We start from the raw sequence: 22579 nt of genomic DNA, 5'->3' as shown, positions 1-22579 counted from the left end.
GCATCTAAGTGCGAAACTGGCCTGAAGATGAGTGTTCCAAGCAAGGGGTGTTGTAGACGACGACGTTGATAGGCGGCAGGTGTAGGCAGTGAAAGCTGTTGAGCTGAGCCGTACTAATGGCCCCGGATGCGTGTTCAAATTTGTTTTGTGATTAAGGAAGTTGTTGATTGTTGCGCTTAGTAGTGTGAAACGAAGGTTGATGAAGGCCATTCTCTTTCTGTGGGGTCTTTGAAACATTAAGGATATAGGGTACTCTGGTGAACAGAGTGCTCATAAAGAGTCAATAGGTTGGTGCTGTTAAGGCGGGTGAACACCTCTTTCCATCCCGAACAGAGCCGTTAAGCCCCGTACTGCCGATGGTACTGCTGTCACAAGCGGGAGAGTAGGTAGGTGCCACCTTTGAAATCAGGAGGCCTGTCCAGACGGACAGGCCTTTTCTGTTTTAAGACCTTCTGAAAAATGTAGGTAAGCAGCACCTGTAACGGATCAGACAAATTCTATTTGCTCGATAACAGGTAAAGTTATTTTGGCTAGAAGCTGTTCTTCCAGCAAGTCCGCCCATGCGTTCATGTAAGCAATGACATCTTCTCGAACGTTATGCTTTAAATACCGTTTCTCGAGTGGGAATCGGCCTACTATCTGCCGATCGTCAAGCCGCTCTAAATGCTTCAGATCCTCCAGCGTAAGCCCTGCGTTTAGCATCTCGCTGATAAGTAAATCAATAGGCATCTGGCTTGTGGAGCAATAGTCTTCAGCCTGTTCATTCCAGTCGCCATGCCGCTGCATCGCATACCGATGAATTTGATCTTTACTCAGTTTAGTCAGTTCCTGGGCGAGATTGCCGCAGTTACAGCCTCCCATATGTCCCCATTGGTAAGGCGCACCTTTCTTAAGGTTGTTTGCAGTTCTGCGAAGAGCTTCAATAAGTTCAGGCGTTGGACGTGCCATAAGCAAACGATTATAAGTTGATGGTTCTATATCCTTTGCTGGCAAAACAGACAGTTTTGAAAATTTGTTCTTACCAAAAAAGAAAGCCCGTCGCAAAACGGGCTTTTCAATTAACGAACTAATTCCATCAAATCTTTATCGTTTACCTCTTTCCGAATATCGGCCATATCCAGAAAGCGGGAGTAAATGCCGTCGAGTGTTGGTTTATCGTACCGGAAGCCGAGCAACTCTAATCGGTGCTTTAATGCATGACGACCCGATCGTGCCGTGAGAACAATCGACGATTTAGGAACGCCTACATCGTGCGGATTCATGATTTCATAGTTTTCTGAATGTTTCAGGAAACCGTCCTGGTGAATCCCCGACGAGTGAGCAAACGCATTTCGGCCAACAATGGCTTTATTCGCCTGAACAGGCATACGCATCATTTGCGACACCAGATTGCTGACGGGATAAAGGCGTGTTGAATCAATATTGGTGTACAAGCCTAATTCTTTCTTTACCTTAATGGCCATCACCACTTCTTCAAGGGATGTATTTCCCGCCCGTTCGCCGATACCATTGATTGTAACTTCTACCTGACGAGCGCCGTTCATAACACCTGCTAGTGTATTGGCCGTTGCTAAGCCCAGATCGTTATGGCAGTGAATGGAAATGGTTGCCTGATGAACATTGGAAACATGCTCATAGATATACGCAATTTTCTTCCCGTATTCATCAGGGAGGCAATAACCGGTCGTATCAGGGATATTTACAACCGTTGCGCCTGCACCAATAACGGCCTGAGTTAGTTGCGCAAGAAATGCCAAATCGGCCCGACCGGCGTCTTCGGCATAAAATTCTACATCTTCAACGTAGCTTTTAGCGTGTTTAACAGCCGCTACTGCCTGTTCAAGAATCTTTTCGCGCGTGCTATTAAATTTATTTCGAATATGAATGTCCGACGAGCCAATGCCAGTATGAATACGCCCACGCTTTGCCCATTTTAGGGCTTCGCCAGCCGCGTCGATATCGCCTTTTACAGCTCGGCTTAGCGCACATATCGTAGGTTCGGTTACGGCTTTTGAAATTTCGACTACGGACCGGAAGTCGCCAGGACTGGAAATCGGGAAGCCCGCTTCAATAATATCAACACCGAGCCGTTCCAGCTCTTTGGCAACTACGATTTTTTCTTCAGTGGTCAACTGGCAGCCTGGCACTTGTTCGCCGTCGCGCAGGGTAGTGTCGAAAATATAAACTCGTTGGCTCATTGTCCGCTATAAATTGATTGGATGTTGACTCGTTTGTTACCGACAAAAAAAGCCCATTCCTGCGGAGGAAGGGCTTTTTTTACAAAATATATCCTTCTCTCCGCTCTTAGAAAACGATTAGGTTTTGCAGTCGGTTAGTAGAGAGTATTGCCATTTTTAATTTGCGAAATTTCGCTGATTGCGTAAATACGCTACAAAAATAGCCGTTTTTCGAATTGTTACAAGTTTATAAGAAAAATTTTTAACATGTATAATCTTGTGCGTATCAGCTTATAAGCGTTGTAAAATCTGCTCTCCCATTGCTTCGGTGCCCAGAATTTTGTCGGCAGGTGTGTCGCTATTGGCAATATCACGTGTGCGATAACCGGCTTTCAGAACGGCATCAACAGCATTAATTATGGCCTGTGCTTCGTCTTTCAAGCCAAATGATATATCTAGTAGCAATGCGGCCGAAAGTACTGATGCCAATGGATTGGCTACGCCTTTACCCGTAATATCGTGAGCTGAGCCGTGAATAGGCTCATACACACCCGTCAGATCGCCAACCGATGCAGAAGCCAGCATGCCCATCGAACCGGCAATCTGGCTGGCTTCATCTGTCAGAATATCGCCGAATAAGTTACCAGTTACCACTACATCGAACCGCTTTGGATCTTTGATGAGCAACATAGCGGCAGCGTCGATAAACTGGTGTTCAACCGTTACGTCAGGGTATTCAGGAGCAAGTGCCTGCACCACTTCGCGCCATAAACGACTACTTTCGAGTACGTTGGCTTTATCAACCGAGCACAGTTTTTTGCCACGGGTGCGAGCGGCTTCAAACGCTTTCCGAACGATACGTTCTACTTCGTACTTGCTGTAGATCATGGTGTCGTACGCCGTATTGCCGTCGTCGAGTCGTTCGCGTTTGCCAAAATAAACATCGCCTGTTAGTTCACGAAAGAACAGAATATCGGCTCCTCGCAGAATTTCGGGTTTAATGCTCGATGCGTCGAGGAGTTCGTCAAACAGCTTGATCGGGCGAAGGTTGGCGTAAAGCCCTAACTCTTTACGCATTTTTAACAGACCCTGCTCCGGCCGTACTTTAGCCGATGGGTCGTTGTCGTATTTAGGGTGCCCTACTGCGCCAAACAGAACGGCATCGGCAGCCTTCATTTTGGTTAAGGTTTCATCGGGTAGCGGAGAGCCGGTAGCTTCAATGGCGACGTGGCCAATCAGCGCTTCATCGTAGGTAAATTCGTGCCCAAACTTTTGAGCAATTATTTCCAGAACCTGCTTACCAACGGTGGTGACTTCGGCCCCAATGCCGTCGCCGGGGACTACAAGGATGTGTTTTTTCATTGATTAAAGAGTGAAAGAGTGAACGAGTGAAAGAGCAAATCTGGCTGTCGGAGCAGAAGGATCTAGTTACTTTCACAATCCTCTTTTCAAGAATTTACATTAATTGAGAATGCAATGTTTTGTTGGTCATACCAATCGGAACGACATTTTTTTCTACGGCTTAACAGCTTCGGCAATGACGTTTTTGCCAATGACCTGGCCAATGGTTAGTTTATCGAACAAACGGCTTACCGGGAAAATGACCCGATCATACAGAACGACAGACTCTTTTGTGATTCGACCATCTTTACCCATCCATTTGTAGATTAGTGAGATGAAGTAGCCGGCAAAATCGTAGTAGCGGCAGTCAGTAACCCGGAAGCCAGCATCTTCCAGAATCTGGCGCACGAGCTTTTTATCGTAGCGACGGTAATGGCCAACATGCTCGTCCATATTACTGAAAATTTCCTGACGGGCCGGAACAAAGACCTTAATACGCCCGCCCGGTTTGAGTATGGAGTATAACTCCTTTACCATGTCGCCATGATGCTCAATGTGTTCGAGTACATTGATTGTATAAATCAGATCATATTTTTTAGGAAGCTGTCGTATATCGGTGTAAACAGGTTGTTTGATCAGTGGTAGCAGATCGGGATCGATTTCAGCGGCATCGACACTGCCGATTGGGAAACGGTTAGCGTATTCGCCGTTGCCAGCTCCAAAATCAAGAACTGCTTCGCCGGGACGAATGTCGCGGGCTACCCATCTGTACAGACCACTATTATAATTGACAGCATGGCTCATAATGGCCAGATTGTCTGACCCATTATATTCTACTTTTTCGGCCGTCTGTTTTGCCTGACTCATAAAGGACGATTGACGTGGGATTACGGTTTTTCTGTAATACTAAACACGAATTTATTAAAGGAATTGGCATTTGTACAAGTTGAGATGTTACGCTTATCAGACGGTCAGACTTAGTCCAGCGTATTTAGCATTTTTTGCGTGGCTTTAATGGCCGATACCGTTTGGTCGGAATCGAGACCACGGGTTTTAAACTCGCGATTTTTGACTTTCCAGGTAATAATGGTCTCACAAAGCGCATCGGTATGGCCACCTGTCGGAATTCGTACGGCATAATCGACCAATTCCGGGAAAATCAGTTCTTTACGCTTATAGATTTTTTTCAGGGCGTTCATAAAGGCATCGTATTGACCGTCGCCCTGAGCGTTCTCTTCAAATTGCTCATGATCAATCCGTACCTGAATGGTTGCTGATGGTTTTAGTCCTTTCGATTTGGTCAGCGAGTAATTCAGCACTTCAACACGAGCTACGGCTGTATTTTGTTGAAGTACGTCGGCAATAATATAGGGCAGGTCTTCGCGCGTGATGGCTGCTTTCTGGTCGCCTAACTCAATAACGCGCTGGGTTACTTTTTTCAACTCATCATCTGATAAGTAAATGCCCAAATCGCGCAGGTTATTTTCAATGTTGGCCTTCCCCGACATTTTACCCAAAGCATAACTTCGTTGACGGCCGAAACGCTCGGGAAGCAACGTGTTGAAATACAGGTTGTTCTTTTTGTCGCCGTCGGCATGAATACCAGCGGTTTGTGTGAATACGTTATCGCCAACAACCGGCTTATTGTCGGGAATCCGAAGCCCCGAAAACGTTTCGACAAGCTTGCTGACCTGATACAGCGATTTTTCGACCACGCCGGTTCGAATGTCGGGCATGAAATCGCGCAAAACGGCAATCGCACTGGCCATAGGCGCATTACCAGCGCGTTCGCCCAATCCATTCACGGTCAGGTGTAGTCCATGGGCACCCGCCCGAATGGCCTCCATCACATTAGCGATGCTGAGGTCATAGTCGTTATGGGCGTGAAAATCGAAATGCAGTGCTGGATAACGGTTGACGAGCTGGCTGATAAACGTAAAGGTCTCGGCAGGAGTCAATACACCCAGCGTATCGGGAAGCAGAATACGGCGAACAGGCTGCGTTTGCAGAAAATCCAGAAACTGAAGCACATAGTCGGGCGAGTTACGCATACCGTTGCTCCAGTCTTCCAGGTATACATTGACCTGCAACCCCGATTGCTGCGCCAGGTCGATGACCTGCTGAATATCATTAAAATGTTCGGCGGGTGTTTTCTTCAACTGGTGGGTGAGGTGATTCATCGACCCTTTGGTCAGCAGATTCATCACCTTTGCGCCCGACGCAAGCATCCAGTCGAGCGAAGCTTGCCCATCGACGAACGTCAGTACCTCAATCTTATCGAGCAAACCTGCTCCGGCGGCCCAATGGGTAATCTGCTGGACAGCTTCCAGTTCACCGGCCGATACTCGTGCCGATGCCACTTCAACGCGATCGACTTTAACCTCGGTCAGCAACGACTGGGCTAAAGCCAGTTTTTCGGACGCAGAAAACGACACCCCGCTGGTTTGTTCACCATCACGCAGTGTCGTGTCCATGATTTCAATATAACGACGTTTCATACTTTAAAGAGCGAAAGAGTGAATGAGCGAAAGAGTGGCTAGCGCATCATTTTTCGCTCATTCACTCTTTCGCTCTTTCGCTCTTTAAAAGGGTCTCGTTTCGGCGAAGGTTGCGATTTCGGACTTCATCGAAAGCAGATAATCAATGTCGTCGTAACCGTTGATCAGGTTGTGCTTTTTATAGCCGTTGATCGCAAAACTTTCGCTTTCGCCAGTCGAGAGCAGCGTGATGGTTTGCTCGGGCAGGTTAACTTCAATCTCCGTTTTTGGATTGGCCTCGATGGCTGCAAAGAGTTTATCGGCAAACTCTGGACTAACCGTAACTGGCAGAATACCGATGTTAAGGCAGTTATTCTTGAAAATGTCGGCAAAGAAGCTTGATACGACGCAACGGAAACCGTAATCGTAAATAGCCCAGGCAGCGTGCTCACGGCTCGAACCACTCCCGAAGTTTTTGCCACCAATCAGAATCTTACCTGAATAAGTTGGGTTGTTGAGGACAAAATCGGATTTGGGCGTATCGTCGTTATTGTACCGCCAGTCGCGGAAAAGGTTGTCGCCAAATCCTTTGCGCTCGGTGGCTTTCAGGAAACGGGCAGGGATGATCTGGTCCGTATCGACGTTCTCGATCGGCATCGGAACGGCCGTACTACGGAGTATAGTGAATTTATCGTAAGCCATTTTGATAAATGGATAATGTATAATGAAAAATGTAGAATGGATGAGTAAGGAATGGACAGGTCTTGAGGCTAAAGACGGCTTCGAGACCCATTATCCATTGACCATTATTCATTATCAATTAAAATTCTTGGGTCTGTGACAACACCAGTTACAGCGGCAGCGGCAGCAACGAGTGGGCTGGCTAGCAGTGTGCGGGCACCCGGTCCCTGGCGACCTTCGAAGTTTCGGTTAGATGTTGAAACGGCGTATTTACCGGCCGGAATTTTGTCTTCGTTCATGGCCAGGCAAGCCGAACAACCCGGCTGGCGAAGCTGAAAACCGGCATCGGTCAGGATGTCCAGAAGACCTTCGTCCTTAATCTGTGCTTCAACAATGTGCGAACCGGGCACAAGCCAGGCCGTTACGTTATCGGCTTTCTTCCGACCTTTTACAATCGATGCAAAGGCCCGGAAATCTTCGATCCGTCCATTGGTGCAGCTTCCGAGGAATACGAAATCGATGGGTTTACCGATCATGGATTCGTTTTCGGCAAAGCCCATGTATTGCAACGACTTTTTGTAGCTGGCGGCTCCGTCTTTTACAGCTCCGGCCAATGGAATCTGGTGTGTAACGCCCGTGCCTAAGCCAGGGTTTGTACCGTAGGTAATCTGCGGCTCAATGTTGGCTGCATCAAAGGTCAGGTCGATGTCGAACGTGGCGCCTTCATCGGTCTTAAGCGACTCCCAGTACGGAACCAGCTTGTCCCAGGCTTCACCTTTGGGTGCCAGTTCACGGCCATTCAGATAGTTGAGCGTAGCCTGGTCAGGCGCAATCATACCACCCCGAGCTCCCATTTCGATGCTCATGTTACAAACCGTCATGCGGCCTTCCATGCTCATATTCTCAAATACATCACCCGCATATTCGACGAAGTAGCCCGTAGCACCACTTGCCGAAATTTGAGAAATGATGTAAAGAATGACGTCTTTCGGTAGTACGGCTTTGCCCAATGTGCCATTTACGCTGATCCGCATTTTCTTGGGCTTGGGCTGCATGATGCACTGCGACGCCAGTACCATTTCGACCTCCGACGTACCGATACCGAACGCAATCGCACCAAACGCACCGTGCGTAGAGGTATGCGAGTCGCCACAAACGATGGTCATGCCGGGCAGGGTAATACCATTTTCGGGGCCCACAACGTGAACGATACCGTTTTTTTGGTGGCCCAGACCCCAGTGCGAAATGCCGTATTTGTTGGCATTCCGTTCCAGAGCCGCTAACTGATTGGCCGAAAGCGGATCAGCTACGGGTAGATGCTGATTTAAGGTTGGCGTGTTGTGATCGGCGGTAGCGAACGTACGGCCAGAAAACAATACCGATGCGCCCCGACCTTCAAGGCCAAGAAACGCCACCGGGCTAGTAACTTCGTGAATAAAGTGACGGTCGATAAACAACACATCGGGGCCGTCTTCAACGTGCCGAATGACGTGCGCATCCCAGACTTTATCAAACAGGGTCTTTGGGGTACTCATAGTTGTAGAGGATAACTTTTCTATAGGCTTTTCTCTGGTGTCGATTTAGCAGAGAAAGGTGATTACAAAATTGATATATTCAATGCAATGGTACATCCCGCCATTCGTCCAGTAAATAGCGATTTTAGCTCAGGGTGTTATTTTGGGTGTAAAACTGTATTTTAGGACTACTCCCGTGGCCAACTATTATCGGCAGGATTTGCGTCTGGAAAGCGGCCATGCGGATCGAACGTTATCTTGTTGATTTTGCGTTCGCCAAAGTTCATGACCGCATTAAAGGTACGGTTGCCGTCGAACCAGACCGATGCAGGCCATGTAACTTCGGCGGTAGTTGCATCAATCATTTTTGCGTTCGGCACTGTTTTAATGGCGGGTCCTTCTGTTGCAAACTCAACCCTCAGCACAACCGGCGACGGCATCTGTCCTGCCTGATGAACCGTTACTGTTGTTTGGCCATTTGCCGTTTTCACGGCCTGAATCGATCCTTCAACAGTTTCTGTTGTCCATAGCCAGTAATACCAGAACCATTCCAGATTTTGGCCTAACTCATTGTTCATGAAGAAGATATAATCCCAGGGCGACGGATGTTTGAAGGCCCAGGCTGTCGTATATTTTTTCATAGCGTTTATCACCGCCTTATCGCCGACAATTCCACCCAGCATGGAAAGCATCAACGGAGCTTTGCCATAGGTTTGAAACCTGTATCCGCTACCGGCATCGTTGGCACTCCACATCATAGGTGCTTCGTTTTCGTCACCACTCATTCGACCATAGCTTTGTCCCAGACCATCCAGATTATACGGCTTACCCTCTCTGTCGGCAGCTGAGAGAATATTCATATACTGGTTGAAGCCTTCATCCATCCAGCCGTAACGCGTCTCGTTCGTGCCCAGCATCATGGGCCACCACTGGTGTCCGGTTTCGTGATCGGCAGCTCCCTGATTCGAGTTAATGACCATTGGATATTCCATGCCTGCACTTGGGCCATCCTGTAAGGTCAATTGAGGAAATGGATAAGGCGCCCAAAGGCTAGAATAAAATTCGAGCGCATGACGAGAAAGCAGGCCAGCCTTTTCGAAGAGTTTGGCTCGTTCGGGCAGGTAAACCATATGAATCGGAACGGAGCCTTTGCCAGGAATGGTAGCACGGGTTGCTTTCCAGACAAAATTTTCGGCCGTTGCCCAGGCAAAGTCATTAACCTTGTCGGCCACAAAGTGCCAGGTGAGTTTGTCGCCCGGTGCCGTTGCTTGACCAGGGCCTTTTTCTGTCTCACTCACAATGGTTACTTCATTCGATGAGTTAAGCACCGTAGCAAGGCGTTTCCGGGCCATTTCGGTCAGCACCTCGTTCGGATTTTGAAGCAGACCTGTACCACTGACAATCCATCCACCAGGTACGGTTATGGACACGTCAAATTTACCGAAGTTATTATAGAACTCTGAAGGGCCGAGGTAAGGGCTTGTCTCCCAGGCAAGAAGATCATCATATTTGCCCAGACGTGGGTACCATTGTGTGGGTTGAAACAGCTTACTGTCAAATCGTTGCGTCATGCGGTGACCCCGTCCATTTGGGCCGCCAGGAAGTTTGGTATGCCAGTCAATTTCCAATTCAACCGTTGTTCCTGCTTTAACCGGATCAACCAGATTGATTGTGGCTATTGTCTGAGTAAGCCCGGAGACGGTCATTTTTGTTACGGCATTCGTACCGCCACTGGTATTACGTCCTGTTATCAGGGGAGCGGGTGCCGTAAGATCTACTGCCTGGCCAGCTACTTTCAGGCTCGTTACGATCATCCCATCCGTGGCTTCGGCTGGCACCGATGAACCACGCTGAGCTTCCGGGCGAAACAGGTTATGATCAAGGCGCAAAACGATTGTCTTCAGATCGTCCTTGCTGTTATTATGCATGCTGATTTTTTCTGACCCGGTGATTGTTTGGGTGGACGGATCGAGACTTACCTTTATGGTATAATCGGCTTCTAATTGCCAGTAATTGAGCCCCGGTCTACCCGAAAAATCACGCGTACCCGCTCTGAATGCGTTGCGGATGGAGTTGGTCATTGGAACATCGAGCCGAATCGAACGCTTTGTCGTTTCAACCGTTTTGCGGATCGATGGATTTACTTGTTGAGCCGATGCAACTGTATTGATTACCAGTAGGATAAGGATGCTGAATCGCGTGCTCATGAGTGATGAACTGTTCATATTATTGCTACCTATAGATGACTAACCCGGTACTGGTTATCGGAATACCAACAGCTCCGGTTTTGTGAAAACTTTATAGGATAGGTTGGCCTTGTTTAGGCGTAAAACCAAATTGATTTTTAAAGGCTTTGATGAAATGTGAAACGCTTTCATACCCAATTTCCATACTAACTTCTGATACGTTTTTGTCCGTGTTTCGGATCAGAAAATGCGCATGCTCAAGACGCTTCTGACGTATCCAATGCCCTGGCGACGTATGAAAATGCTCCTCAAAATCACGCTTGAACGCGGATAAGCTGCGGCCGGACAGCCGTGCTAATTCATTCATTGCCAGTGGTTTGAGGAGATAGGTGCTCATCAGATAATCCAGATCGGTTTTTTGCCCCTGATAGATATGCAGCAGAATTGATCGTAACTGCTTGGTTTTATCGAGTTCGAGCAAATGCAAGAGCAATTCCTGAAACTTCAGTCGTAATAACTCGTTGAGAAAAGGGGTTTTGGCACCAAAGTAGGGTAACAAGGAATCGATGAACGTACTGAATGTTGGTGATGACGTGAACGAGAGAATAAGGTCTGTCGGCAGGGTAGTGGATGAAGGCTGGAACAGGGCCAGATGCTGGCTGACAAACTCTTTCAATAATTTCTCATTGACGAAGAACACCAGACTCCGATAACTGTTGTCGATGGACTCGTTCATGGAGTAGCAGCCCCGCTGAAAAAACAAAATGTCGCCTTTTATGACATGAAGTTCCTGCGTAGGCGAACTAAATTTCTTTTCGCCTTCCAGAACCACAATCACAGCGTGTTCTTCAAAAAATACCTCGTTCCGTTCAGGATATACGTCGCTTCGATAGGCTACAAACGTCATTTCAGAACCGTCGGGCCGCTGAATATTCAACGCCTGAAACTGATTGGGCTGTATGGACGAGGGGACGCGAAGCATGAATTACACCAGAAACTGAAACAGGTCGGGTTGTGTATTAAGTTGGTAAATTGTCTGATTATCAGTTAATTGTCGGTAGTTTCAGGATGCATAGGATCTATACCGGATATGAATGTGATCGCTTCGTTTCTCCGCAACCAGTAAAAAAGGCGGTTGATAATCCAGATCGGACGAAAGGATTGCCTTTAATGTTGGTATATGAAAGTCGCCAGTTAAATGGCCAGGATTAAGTCTAATAATACCAACAAAGGGTTGCTTGTTTTTAAAAACCAGTGCCCCAAAATCATCATCGAGCGTTAAAACTACTCGATAATTCAAATAGGCATAACTTAAAATAATGTGGTCCGCCGTATTTCCTAAATTAACATCGTTAACATGAACAATGTCAAATCCGCTCTCTTTCAAAAATGAAACAAGCCTTGGGTTAATATTTTCGTCGGCAATCAACGCAAAATCGAATACGCTCATTAAGCTGCTAAATCAATATCGATTATGCGTTCATTTCTAATTCCATCGATTGCAAAACGAATTGCCTCCTGAACCGCTTCAGTTGAAAGGTGAGGGAACTCCCTAACGATGTCTGATATGGAAGCTCCATTGGCTATCGTTTCCAAAATTAACTCTATGCTAATACGAGTTCCCTTTATGCAGGGTTTTCCTCCCAAGATACCCGGCGTAGCGGTGATAAACTGATAGTTTGTCATGACTCTTACTAATTTATACCAGAAATTGAAACAGGTCGGGTTGGTCATTCAGGTATTCGTATACGATGTTTTGGGCCTCCATGCGCTGAATAAGGGGCTCAAAGTCTTCGCGGTGTTTCAATTCAATACCGACAACGGCGGGGCCGGTTTCCCGGTTGGTTTTCTTGGTGTATTCAAAGCGACTGATGTCATCCTCGGGGCCAAGTACGTTGAGAAAATCGCGGAAGGCACCGGCGCGTTGTGGAAACCGGATGATGAAGTAATGTTTCAGTCCTTCGTATAATAGTGACCGTTCCTTGATCTCTTCGGTACGGGTGATGTCGTTATTGCCACCGCTAACCAAACAGACTACGTTTTTGCCCCGGATTTCGTCCTTAATCATGTCCAGCGCGGCAATGGTGAGAGCACCAGCCGGTTCGGCAACAATGGCGTCTTCATCATACAGTTTCATGATGGTGGTACATACTTTCCCTTCCGGGACAAGCAGTACGCGATCAAGGTTTTTGCGGCAAACTTCGAAGGTTATATCACCCGGACGCTTGACGGCAGCCCCATCCACAAACTTATCAATCTTGTCGAGCGCGATGACATGCCCTTCTTCGATCGATACTTTCATGGAAGGCGACCCAAGCGGCTCCACACCAATCAACTTCGTTTTTGGACTAAGCTGCTTAAATACCGTCGATACACCCGCTGCCAGACCTCCTCCACCAATGGCCATCAACAGGTAATCGATCTTGACGTTAGAATCTTTGAAGATTTCCAACCCGACCGTTCCCTGACCTTCCATGACCAGCACGTCGTCGAACGGATGAACGAAGGTGCTATCGTGCGTTTTGACAAACTCCATGGCGGCATAAAATGCGTCATCGTAGGTATCGCCAACCAAAACCACTTCTACGAACTCCTTACCAAACAATTTTACCTGCTTTATTTTCTGATTTGGGGTTGTGGTGGGCATGAAGATGGTGCCACGAACGGCCATTTTTCGGCAGGCATAGGCAAGTCCCTGCGCGTGATTACCGGCACTAGCGCATACAACGCCTTTCTCAAGTGCTTCGGTCGGTAAGCTCGCCATCTTATTATACGCGCCCCGAATCTTATACGATCGGACAACCTGCAAATCTTCCCGTTTAAGGAAAATACTAGCTCCGTATCGATCTGAGAGGTTGATATTTTCCTGTAAAGGCGTATGAACCGCTACTCCCTGGAGCCGTTTGGCAGCCAGGTAAATAGTATCGAGGTCGGGGAAGGTCACTTCGTCTAATGAATTATGCACAATGAGCGTTGAAAAATAAGTTGAGTTCAGTGTATTGACGCAACGAATTTACAGGATTCATTGAGCATTCTGAAGTGGCGAATCGGCATTAGTTCAATTATGCCCCAACAGTACCAGTTTTGACTTCACCAGCCCGCTTATAATTGGCGATAATAACCCCACTTGGCGTAGCGATACTTTCTACTAATGTAAATGCTGCCGGAATGGCCCCCTTCGTAAACAACTTTTTGCCTTCGCCAAGCGTCAATGGATGAATCATGATCCAGAGTTCATCGACCAAGTCATTAGTCAGCAGCAGTTGGATAAGCTCGCTGCTACCCCATACTTGAATAGCTGAACCTGTAGTATTCCGGAGTTTTTCGATATCTGTCAGACTGTTGAGAAAAACTGAGTTGTTCCAGTCTGACTGGTTTCTGCTCCGGGACATAACATATTTTGTGACGTCATTGATGCCTGGCCAATAGTCGGCATGTTCGGGCCAATAGTTTTCCCAAATCTCAAATGTTTTTCTACCCAGAAGGATATCGGCAGGTTTCAGCAATTTCTCCATTACCTTTCTGGAAACTTCGTCATCATATGGTGCAACCCAGCCGCCATAGCTGAAACCACCTGATAAATCTTCGTCGGGGCCGCCGGGGGCCTGCATCACACCATCTAATGTGATCATAGAGAGCACAGTGATTTTTCTCATCTTACAAATTGGTTTTGTTATAGAACAAAGTTCGCTAATAACGTCTGTTGATGATGGTATAAATGCGGCAATCGTAGAGGCCTAATACGACAAGCAGAAATTCCTGTACTTGTATAAATGCAATATCGGGTAGAGCTGGTTTGATTACCTGCCCTACCCGATACAATAAGCCATGTAGACTATACGTTAGCTCCGCTCAGGACGCAGCGAACGTACGGCAGCACCAGCCTGCCACATTTCTGATTCACGCAGCTCGGCCAGTTCTACTTCGAGTTTCTCGCGGTAGTCGGGTTGTGAGTTACGGGTAATGCTAATTTCGGCTTGTTCCTGCGTTTTTACGGAGTTATATAATTGCTCAAACACCGGCTTGGTAGCATCACGGAAAGGCTTCCACCAGTCGAGGGCACCCCGTTGGGCTGTTGTCGAGCAGTTGGCATACATCCAGTCCATACCGTTTTCAGCTACCAGCGGCATCAGCGATTGGGTCAGCTCTTCTACGGTTTCGTTAAAGGCTTCCGATGGGCTATGGCCATTCGCACGCAGCACTTCATATTGAGCCGCAAAAATGCCCTGAATGGCACCCATCAGCGTACCACGTTCGCCGGTCAGGTCGGAGGTTACTTCTTTGTAAAAATCGGTTTCGAACAGATAGCCTGAGCCAACGCCAATACCCATAGCAATCGCTTTGGTACGGGCATTACCCGATGCATCCTGGTAAACAGCGAACGATGAGTTCAGACCTTTACCTTCTACGAACAGACGACGCAGCGATGTACCTGATCCTTTTGGAGCCACGAGGAATACGTCAACATCGGCTGGTGGAACAATGCCGGTTTTCTCTTTGTAGGTTACACCAAAGCCGTGCGAGAAATACAGCGATTTGCCGGGTTTAAGAGCGGCTTTTACAGTTGGCCAAAGTTCAATCTGTGCTGCATCGGAAAGCAGGAAGCAGATAATAGTGCCTTTTTCGAGGGCTTCTTCGATTTCAAACAGTGTTTCGCCCGGAACCCAGCCATCGGCTACTGCCTTGTCGTAGGTTTTGCCTTTCCGTTGGCCAACAATCACGTTGAAACCATTGTCGCGCATGTTCAGCGACTGACCTGGGCCTTGTACGCCATAGCCAATCACGGCGATCACTTCATTTGCCAGCACCTCGCGGGCTTTTTCCAGCGGGAACTCTTCCCGTGTCACTACTTGCTCCTCAACTCCTCCGAAATTAATCGTTGCCATTGTTTAATTGGTTTTGTACTCTGATTTTGGGGGTTACTCTTTTGGTTAGTGTCATTCTGGTTGGGAATGACTGTATTTATAGATAATAGGCCCATTCGGCTTCGGGAAGGTATTCAACAAGTCCCTTCTCGGTTTTGCCAACGGCTACACGGCCCGAGCGAACAAACTCCAGGATTTCGTGTCGCTTGATGTAATTGAAAAAATCAAAAATCTCGGTGTCGTTGCCCGTCTTCTCAATTACTACATAATCCAGGCCCCAATAGACGACCCAGGCTTTGTATTGCTGATTGATGGTGTCGACATCGAGCGGTTTGCTGCCCAATCCGGTTGAAATTTTGAACAGCGCAATTTCATTATAAACGATCTCGTCGTTGAGATAACCGAATACAGCTAGTACCTCAACAATCTTACGAATCTGCCGGACGAGTTTTTCGACCTCTTCACGCGATTCATGCTTAATAACAATCGTGAAACGCGATACGCCTTTGCGCTCGGTTTCGGACACGGTCAGGCTTTCGATGTTGATTCGTCGGCGCGTAAAAATGATCGTGATCCGGTTCAGCAGCCCGATGGTATTTTCCGTAAATATGCAGATGGTGTATGTTGTCATAGATCAGTTTTCTGTTTGCAGTTTACTGTCTTCTGTTGTGTTTCCGCGCTGATGTCTTCGTCCTTTTAAATCAGTCTTAAGGAGATAGTTTATAAGACCATCTATAATTTTAGCTACCTCGTCAGCTTGCTCATAACTTTTTTGAAATAATTCCTCTGATAAGTGCTCACTGTCCAGGGCTCTGTACAGTTGAGATTTTACTTCTGTTACTGATCCTTTGGCCACTCCTAAAAATTGCACAAACTCGCCACGGCTACCTCTACCAAAACCTTCTGCAATATTGTCCATTACTGAGCCACTAGCCCGTCGAATCTGCCGAGATAAGTCGTAGTCGCTCTGAAATGGCTTTTTGTTAGTAAGCTCAAGAACCAGTTTATACAATTGGCGAGCCTTTTTCCAAGCGTTTAAGTCTTCAAAACGGTGAATGGTAGCCATACTAAAAACAGAAGACAGAAAACTGTAAACAGAAAACTTAACGTAATCTGATTTGCGCTACACTGGCACCTGCGGGTACCATTGGGAATACATTTTCTTCTTTCTCGACAATGACTTCCAGCAGATACGGGCCATCGAAATTCAGCATCGTATCGAGCGCAACGGACAGGTCATCGCGATCCGTACAAGTGTGACCAGCCATCCCGAACCCTTTAGCAATCGTAATGAAATCAGGGTTTTGTAATTCCACAAACGAATACCGGCGTTCGTGAAACAATTGCTGCCACTGACGGACCATACCCAGGAAATTGTTGTTCAGAATGATTGCTTTTACAGGCTGCTTGTTCTGGACGATGGTTCCCAACTCCTGTAGTGTCATCTGGAAGCAACCATCACCAATGATAGCTACTACCTGACGGTCAGGGGCTCCCACCTGCGCACCAAAAGCAGCCGGAAGCGCAAAACCCATTGTTCCCATCCCACCCGATGTGACCAGGCTATTCGGACGGCGGAACTGATAATAGCGCGAAGCCATCATCTGATGTTGGCCTACATCGGTAACCAGAATTGACTCGCCCTTTGTCTTTTGGGAGAGCATATCGATTACTTCTGCCATTCTGATTTTACCATCTTTACTCGACAATTCAGGCAGTGTGATGGTTTCCTTCTCAATGGCGTCGTACTTCCGAAACTCGTTCCGCCAAATGGTATGATCGTTGGCATTAACCAGTGGAATTAAGGCTTTAAGAGATTCTTTGGCATCGCCAATCACCGGTGCATCGGCGCGGATGATTTTGTCGATTTCGGCCGGATCAATTTCGATATGGACAACCTTCGCCTGCCTGATGTATTTGCTGGCATCACCCGTTACGCGATCGTCGAAACGCATGCCAATCGCGATAATCACATCGGCCTGATCGGTCATCACATTAGGGCCATAGTTGCCATGCATACCCAGCCAACCTACATACAGTGGATGATCAGTGGAAATGGTCGACTGGCCCAGAAGGGTAGTCGCTACCGGAATGCCTGTTTTTTCGGCAAACTCACGAAGCTCATCTTCCGCTTTCGCAATCTGAACGCCATGCCCAACCAGTATGTAGGGTTTCTTCGCACTATTGATCAATTTGGCTGCGGCTTCCAGTTGTTCATGCTTCGGCACGCGACGGGGTCTATAGCTAATGATGCTCTGACAGCGTTCATACGAAAATGGCTTCGTCATCAACTCCAGCTGAGCGCTTTTGGTAATGTCGATCAATACGGGGCCAGGCCGACCCGACTGGGCGATGTAAAATGCTCTCGAAATAACCTCAGGAACTTCATCGGCATTAGTAATCTGATAGTTCCATTTGGTAATGGGCATCGTAACCCCCATGACATCCGCTTCCTGAAATGCATCTGTACCCAACAGTTTTTTCGCAACCTGGCCAACAATGCAAACCATCGGGGTCGAGTCGATCAATGCGTCGGCAATGGCCGTAACCAGGTTGGTGGCACCCGGGCCGGAGGTGACCAGGCAAACTCCGGCACGACCCGTTACACGGGCATACCCTTCGGCCGCATGACCAGCCCCCTGTTCGTGGCGCACCAGAATGTGATTGATACGCTCCTGAAAGTCGTACAGGGCATCATAAACGGGCATGATCGCTCCGCCAGGATAGCCGAAAATAGTGTCGACACCCTCTGCCACAAGTGCCTGCATGAGGGCATGCGAACCGTTGATGAAGGTAGGGGCCGGAATGGTTTCAATGGTTTCCGGTATGACGTTGGCGATAGCTTCCATGACGCTTGTAGCGGTTTAAGGTCGTATTCAGTTTGTTGTATTACTCCGTTTTATCAATTTAAGCTGCGATACCGCAAGCCAGAAATCTTAGTAAAGTCACTATCATTGGTCGATAATAGTGTCCAGTCATTAACCATTGCTGTAGCCGCAATGATTGCATCAGGCAACTTTATGCTTTTGTAGTGGCGACGAAGTCGCACCATCTGGAGGATAATAGATTCTGTTAAATCAACAACATTCGATTCGCTGATAAACTGACGAATGTCTTCATCTAACTCCTTATTGCCAGTAATCCAGCTTAACAATTCAATTCTGGCTATAATGGATAACACACTACTTGTTTCGACTACTGTATTCATGAACTCTGTAGCCTGATCATTCAGCAAGCCCTGAATATATTTGCTACAAGCTGAGGTATCTAAAAGATAGGTCTCTCCCATTCGTTTCGCATAGCATCTAATTCTTTCTGTAGAGCTAGCCGTTGCTCAAGTGGGAGATGTGCCCATTTTTTTCCAAACCGGCTTAGCCCTGGACCTTTGGGCTTTTCAATTTTGGCTTCCGTTCGCTCTACTGTTACTTTCAGTACATAGCCTTCCCAATCAGAAGGGACATCAACGTGTAAGTCAACAGCCCCATTTTTAGGTTCGACAGTCTGTTCAATGACGTTCATGGCTTAGTTTGTTGTTTGTAGAATAACGATTTATGAAAGCAATTTATCCACTTCTACGCTTCATCTGTTACGCACCCTTCACTCGCTGATTTTACATTCCGAATGTATTTGCCCAACACCCCTTTCGTAAATCGGGGAGCAGGTTGCTTCCATTCGCTCTTCCGATACGCCATTTCTTCATCCGATACGTGTAGAATCAGTTCGCGTGTAGTAGCATCGATGGTGATCTGGTCGCCGTTCTGGACAAGGGCAATAGGACCGCCTTCGTAAGCTTCGGGAGTAACGTGACCAACGACGAACCCGTGCGTACCGCCCGAGAAACGGCCGTCGGTGATTAGGGCGACTTTGTCGCCAAGGCCAGCGCCCATAATGGCTGAGGTCGGCTTCAGCATTTCGCTCATGCCGGGGCCTCCTTTGGGTCCCGCATTCCGAATCACAATCACCTGACCGGGTAGAATTTCGCCTTTCGACAGCGCTTCAATTACTTCGCTCTCGTGTTCGCAAACCTTTGCAGGGCCTTCAAATTTCAGGCCTTCTTTGCCCGTAATTTTAGCCACAGCTCCCGTTGGTGATAGGTTACCCCGCAAAATCTGAATGTGTCCGGTTGGCTTGATGGGTTGGCTCAGTGGGAACACAATCTTCTGGGTTTCAAAATTCAGATCAGGCGCTTCTTCCAGATTTTCGGCTACCGTCTTTCCGGTTACAGTCAGACAATCGCCATGAATAAAGCCATTCTGATACAGGTATTTTGTTACGGCCGGAACGCCCCCAATCGCGAGCATATCCTCCATATAATATTTACCACTTGGCTTCAGATCGGCAATTAACGGAGTGCGGTCGCTGATGGCCTGAATTTCGTCGAGGGTGAGTTCAATACCGGCTGCCCGCGCAATGGCTAAATAATGGAGGACGGCATTGGTCGAACCACCCAGCGCCATCACAATGGTCAGGGCGTTTTCGAGCGATTTGCGACTGATAATGTCGGCCGGGGTAATATTCCGTTCGAGCAGCAAGCGCATAGCGGCACCGATTTTCTTGCACTCTTCCTGCTTGCCTTCGTGCGTGGCTGGATACGTACTGCTGAACGGCAGGCTCAGGCCCATCGCTTCAATGCTGCTAGCCATGGTATTGGCCGTATACATACCGCCACAGGCACCCGCACCCGGAATGGAGTTTTTAATCACTCCTTCGTAATCTTCGTCGGAAATATTACCTGCGTATTTTTTGCCCAGTGCTTCAAAGGCCGATACAATATCGAGCTTCTGGCCCTTGTAATGACCCGAACGAATCGTGCCACCATACACCATAATACCGGGCCGGTCGAGCCGGGCCATTGCCATTACCGCGCCTGGCATGTTTTTATCACAACCGACCACTGTTACTACACCATCATACCACTGAGCGGCTACTACCGACTCAATCGAGTCAGCAATGAGGTCGCGGCTGGGAAGCGAATATTGCATGCCATCGTTCCCATTGGTCATGCCATCCGATACGCCAATCGTATTGAAAATAAGACCGACCAGCCCATTGGCCTGAATACCTTGCTTGACGTACACCGAAAGGCCGTTCAGGTGCATGTTGCAGGTATTTCCCTCATACCCCGTACTGGCAATACCAATTTGGGGTTTCTGCATATCGTCTTCCGTCAATCCGACTCCATAGAGCATGGCTTTGGCGGCTGGGTTACTGATCTCCTGGGTGAGGGTACGACTAAAGCGATTCAGTTGTGTAGGGGTCGATTCGGTAAGCATACTTTGCGATTAGCGAAATTTCGCTGATGGTGTAATAACGCTGTAAAGAAAAAATATGTTTTTCGAAAAGGCAAGAAAAAAGTGATTATTTGTCAGTTAAAATGAGTGCATGTTACATTTGAGGTATGACTACTGAAAGCACATCACATTATGACCATTTGGAGCAAATGTCGGTTCACGACTTGCTGGTCAATATTAATAAGGAAGATCAAACGGTTCCGCTGGCTGTAGAGAAAGCTATTCCTCAGCTTGAAGCGCTGGTGACCGAAACGGCTAAACGTATGAAAGAGGGTGGACGGCTCTTTTATATCGGAGCCGGTACAAGCGGTCGCTTAGGCGTCGTTGATGCGTCGGAGTGTCCACCCACCTATGGCGTTCCGCACGATTTGGTGGTTGGTCTGATCGCTGGTGGTGATGGAGCCATCCGCAAGGCTGTAGAATTTGCTGAAGATGACCCAGAGCAAGCCTGGAAGGATATAGCCCCTTACCACCCTGACGAGCTGGATACGGTTATTGGTATTGCGGCTTCAGGCCGAACTCCCTATGTTATAGGCGGATTGGAGGACGCCAGGAAAGCGGGGCTGCTGACAGGGTGTATTGTCTGTAACGCAGGGTCAGCAGTGGCCAAAGCGGCTGAATACCCGGTTGAAGTTGTGGTAGGGCCTGAGTTTGTAACGGGAAGTACCCGTATGAAAGCGGGCACGGCTCAGAAACTGGTACTCAATATGCTTTCGACTGCTGTAATGATTCGACTGGGCCGGGTGAAAGGTAACAAGATGGTCGACATGCAACTAACCAATATCAAGCTTCAGGACCGGGCCGCTCGTATGGTCATGGGCGAACTGAGTGTCGGTCGCGAAGAAGCAGAAGCCTTGTTGGCAAAATTCGGCAATGTTCGGGGAGCTATTAACGGCTATCATCAGTAAGAAGCCCGCTCTTAATGAATAATGAACAATGGATAATGAATAATTAGCAATCTAGCCATTATCCATTGTTCATTATTCATTGCTACAATGATCTTCTCACAATTAAGCGGAAGGGATTTTCGATGTGTTCCTGACTACCGTTCAGTATAAGTTGTGCGGCCGTTCGTCCCATCTGAGCGAAATCGGTTGAAATTACCGTAATCCCTTCCAGAAGAAACTCCTTAAGTGGCGTGTCGTTATAAGACAGAATCCCTACTTCCTGGCCGATTCCATAGGCTGTCTGCTTTATCTTCTTAATCAGCTCGACCAAGTCTTCCTCCATTAGGTTAATATAAGCTTGCTGAGGTATTATAGGCTCGTTCTGAATATCATGGATAACCCTGGTTTGAAACCCGTATTCATAACAGAATTTATAGAAACCGTTTAGTATCGCTTTGGGGTGATAGGTGTAAGAAGGCATAAGGATACTTATCGTCCTATACTTTCTTAATAACGGGAGCGCTTCAATTAGCGTTAGATAAAGATCCTTCTCAAAATTCTGAAAGACAGCCGCATAATTGCCTGTTATGCCGTCTAGCAGCTTGTCCAGAATCACTAGTTTGTGCTTGGGTAAACTATTGATCAACTCAGCCGCTTTTTCTTCTCCGTCGAAAAAATGCCCAATGATTACATAATGCGTGTGATTGCGAGCCTGGCGCTGGATTAAATCCCGAAACAGCCGAAAATCATTGTTATAAATGAAGAAGTCAATGGCTACCGAGTTCCCCAGCATCTCAACAAAGGAATCGTAGATGATCTTTTTATGCGCACTTAACTTATTAAATAATAGGAATATCTTCAGGTTATTGCCCGTTGGCGTGTAGTTGATATAAAACCCTTTGCCTTTTACCCCACCAATAATTTCTTTCTCTTTCAGCAGTTCATAAGCTCGCTCAATCGTACCCTTCGACACATCAAAAGATGCACATAGCTCATGAATTGACGGCAATTTGTCGCCCGGTAGAATATCCCGATTTTCAATACCCTCTACGATTGAATTGTAAATCTGCTGGTATTTCGGGGTATTCGAATAATCATTGATTCGAATGTGATCAAGCATCTCTGATAACAGATTTCCAGACAGCATCAACTGTAAACTT

General features: G+C 47.5%; 22 protein-coding genes and 2 rRNA genes. 3 read left to right on the top strand and 21 right to left on the bottom strand.

Annotated elements, in window-relative coordinates; all coding sequences use genetic code 11:
- Both ACYVFD_RS20525 and rrf read left to right on the top strand, forming a co-directional pair.
- Positions 1-138: ribosomal RNA gene (locus ACYVFD_RS20525) — 23S ribosomal RNA — on the top strand; the annotation flags it as partial.
- A 149-nt stretch (positions 139-287) separates the two neighbouring features.
- Positions 288-399, top strand: a 5S ribosomal RNA gene (gene rrf / locus ACYVFD_RS20520).
- 87 nt (positions 400-486) lie between these two features.
- Here rrf and ACYVFD_RS20515 read toward each other — a convergent pair.
- From ACYVFD_RS20515 to ilvD, 20 genes are all read right to left on the bottom strand, one after another.
- Positions 487-948 (bottom strand): hypothetical protein, encoded by a 462-nt coding sequence (locus tag ACYVFD_RS20515; RefSeq protein WP_461092371.1) that lies wholly within the window; start codon positions 946-948, stop codon positions 487-489.
- A 110-nt stretch (positions 949-1058) separates the two neighbouring features.
- Entirely contained in the window at positions 1059-2198 is a 1140-nt protein-coding gene (locus ACYVFD_RS20510; RefSeq protein WP_461092370.1) for a 2-isopropylmalate synthase, read from the bottom strand.
- 270 nt (positions 2199-2468) lie between these two features.
- Positions 2469-3539, bottom strand: coding sequence for a 3-isopropylmalate dehydrogenase (gene leuB / locus ACYVFD_RS20505; RefSeq protein ID WP_461092369.1), 1071 nt, complete (start codon positions 3537-3539; stop codon positions 2469-2471).
- Between the two features lie 153 nt (positions 3540-3692).
- Positions 3693-4385: a class I SAM-dependent methyltransferase gene (locus tag ACYVFD_RS20500; protein ID WP_461092368.1), complete on the bottom strand. Its 693-nt coding sequence runs from the start codon at positions 4383-4385 to the stop codon at positions 3693-3695.
- A gap of 110 nt (positions 4386-4495) precedes the next feature.
- The gene (locus tag ACYVFD_RS20495; protein ID WP_461092367.1) at positions 4496-6016 is read right to left on the bottom strand and encodes an alpha-isopropylmalate synthase regulatory domain-containing protein; all 1521 of its coding nucleotides are present in this window, start codon (positions 6014-6016) and stop codon (positions 4496-4498) included.
- Positions 6017-6100: 84 nt separating this feature from the next.
- Positions 6101-6697, bottom strand: a complete 597-nt coding sequence (gene leuD, locus ACYVFD_RS20490; RefSeq protein ID WP_461092366.1) for a 3-isopropylmalate dehydratase small subunit — start codon at positions 6695-6697, stop codon at positions 6101-6103.
- Between the two features lie 104 nt (positions 6698-6801).
- Positions 6802-8211 (bottom strand): 3-isopropylmalate dehydratase large subunit, encoded by a 1410-nt coding sequence (gene leuC, locus ACYVFD_RS20485; protein ID WP_461092365.1) that lies wholly within the window; start codon positions 8209-8211, stop codon positions 6802-6804.
- A gap of 167 nt (positions 8212-8378) precedes the next feature.
- Positions 8379-10397: a M1 family metallopeptidase gene (locus ACYVFD_RS20480; protein ID WP_461092364.1), complete on the bottom strand. Its 2019-nt coding sequence runs from the start codon at positions 10395-10397 to the stop codon at positions 8379-8381.
- A 91-nt stretch (positions 10398-10488) separates the two neighbouring features.
- Entirely contained in the window at positions 10489-11358 is an 870-nt protein-coding gene (locus tag ACYVFD_RS20475; protein WP_461092363.1) for a helix-turn-helix transcriptional regulator, read from the bottom strand.
- Between the two features lie 81 nt (positions 11359-11439).
- Positions 11440-11826: a DUF5615 family PIN-like protein gene (locus tag ACYVFD_RS20470; protein ID WP_461092362.1), complete on the bottom strand. Its 387-nt coding sequence runs from the start codon at positions 11824-11826 to the stop codon at positions 11440-11442.
- Positions 11826-12062, bottom strand: coding sequence for a DUF433 domain-containing protein (locus tag ACYVFD_RS20465; protein ID WP_461092361.1), 237 nt, complete (start codon positions 12060-12062; stop codon positions 11826-11828). Before ACYVFD_RS20465 ends, ACYVFD_RS20470 begins: the two co-directional genes overlap by 1 nt.
- Positions 12063-12075: 13 nt before the next feature.
- The gene (gene ilvA, locus ACYVFD_RS20460; RefSeq protein WP_461092360.1) at positions 12076-13341 is read right to left on the bottom strand and encodes a threonine ammonia-lyase; all 1266 of its coding nucleotides are present in this window, start codon (positions 13339-13341) and stop codon (positions 12076-12078) included.
- Positions 13342-13438: 97 nt separating this feature from the next.
- Positions 13439-14032, bottom strand: coding sequence for a dihydrofolate reductase family protein (locus ACYVFD_RS20455; protein WP_461092359.1), 594 nt, complete (start codon positions 14030-14032; stop codon positions 13439-13441).
- 186 nt (positions 14033-14218) lie between these two features.
- Positions 14219-15262 (bottom strand): ketol-acid reductoisomerase, encoded by a 1044-nt coding sequence (gene ilvC, locus ACYVFD_RS20450; RefSeq protein WP_461092358.1) that lies wholly within the window; start codon positions 15260-15262, stop codon positions 14219-14221.
- Positions 15263-15338: 76 nt separating this feature from the next.
- Entirely contained in the window at positions 15339-15872 is a 534-nt protein-coding gene (ilvN, locus tag ACYVFD_RS20445; protein WP_461092357.1) for an acetolactate synthase small subunit, read from the bottom strand.
- A gap of 3 nt (positions 15873-15875) precedes the next feature.
- Positions 15876-16307 (bottom strand): four helix bundle protein, encoded by a 432-nt coding sequence (locus ACYVFD_RS20440; RefSeq protein WP_461092356.1) that lies wholly within the window; start codon positions 16305-16307, stop codon positions 15876-15878.
- A gap of 37 nt (positions 16308-16344) precedes the next feature.
- The gene (gene ilvB, locus ACYVFD_RS20435) at positions 16345-18090 is read right to left on the bottom strand and encodes a biosynthetic-type acetolactate synthase large subunit (protein WP_461092355.1); all 1746 of its coding nucleotides are present in this window, start codon (positions 18088-18090) and stop codon (positions 16345-16347) included.
- Between the two features lie 53 nt (positions 18091-18143).
- Positions 18144-18530, bottom strand: coding sequence for a type II toxin-antitoxin system VapC family toxin (locus tag ACYVFD_RS20430; RefSeq protein WP_461092354.1), 387 nt, complete (start codon positions 18528-18530; stop codon positions 18144-18146).
- Positions 18509-18760, bottom strand: coding sequence for a hypothetical protein (locus ACYVFD_RS20425; protein ID WP_461092353.1), 252 nt, complete (start codon positions 18758-18760; stop codon positions 18509-18511). Before ACYVFD_RS20425 ends, ACYVFD_RS20430 begins: the two co-directional genes overlap by 22 nt.
- A gap of 53 nt (positions 18761-18813) precedes the next feature.
- On the bottom strand, positions 18814-20514 hold the full coding sequence (gene ilvD / locus ACYVFD_RS20420) for a dihydroxy-acid dehydratase (protein ID WP_461092352.1): 1701 nt from the start codon (positions 20512-20514) through the stop codon (positions 18814-18816).
- 125 nt (positions 20515-20639) lie between these two features.
- Between ilvD and murQ the strand changes: the two genes are divergently transcribed.
- On the top strand, positions 20640-21440 hold the full coding sequence (gene murQ, locus ACYVFD_RS20415) for an N-acetylmuramic acid 6-phosphate etherase (protein ID WP_461092351.1): 801 nt from the start codon (positions 20640-20642) through the stop codon (positions 21438-21440).
- An 82-nt stretch (positions 21441-21522) separates the two neighbouring features.
- On the opposite strand, the gene ACYVFD_RS20410 is transcribed toward murQ, so the two are convergent.
- The gene (locus ACYVFD_RS20410; protein ID WP_461092350.1) at positions 21523-22539 is read right to left on the bottom strand and encodes a GntR family transcriptional regulator; all 1017 of its coding nucleotides are present in this window, start codon (positions 22537-22539) and stop codon (positions 21523-21525) included.
- Positions 22540-22579 lie beyond the last annotated feature (40 nt).

The organism is Spirosoma gilvum (assembly GCF_054776815.1).
The sequence above is the reverse complement of the archived record's forward strand: the minus strand, read 5'-3'. Positions and strand labels throughout refer to the sequence as shown.